This is a genomic window from Bartonella vinsonii subsp. vinsonii, assembly GCF_902825235.1.
Classification (GTDB): domain Bacteria; phylum Pseudomonadota; class Alphaproteobacteria; order Rhizobiales; family Rhizobiaceae; genus Bartonella; species Bartonella vinsonii.
On sequence record NZ_CADEAJ010000070.1, the window covers coordinates 1 to 413 of the forward strand.

1 protein-coding gene is annotated in these 413 nt (G+C 42.6%); it reads right to left on the bottom strand.

Annotation, left to right across the window (positions count from 1 at the left end; all coding sequences use genetic code 11):
• A partial coding sequence (map, locus tag J7R12_RS08710; RefSeq protein ID WP_208439082.1) for a type I methionyl aminopeptidase occupies positions 1–413 on the bottom strand: 413 nt, incomplete at both ends.

Below are 413 nucleotides of genomic sequence, written 5' to 3' on the forward strand. Positions count from 1 at the left end.
CATCATACCTTGCTTGAGTTCTATTCCTTCTCCTGGATTTCCATAATGCAGAATATTAGGGGTATCATGAAAAAGCTGGCCGATTCCATGACCGCAAAAATCTCTCACAACTGAACATCGCTCAGATTCAGCATAACGTTGAATAGCAGCACCAATATCACCGGTGGTTGCTCCAGGTTTCACTACAGCAATTCCTCTCATAAGACTTTCATGCGTTACTGTCAGTAAGCGTTCCGCAGCACGTCTGATTTTTCCAACAGGATACATACGACTTGAATCACCATGCCATCCATCGAGAATAAAGGTAACATCAACATTAATGATATCGCCTTCTTGTAAGGGCCTTTTATTTGGGATACCATGGCATACAACGTGATTGATGGATGTGCAACATGAATGGCTGTATCCATGGT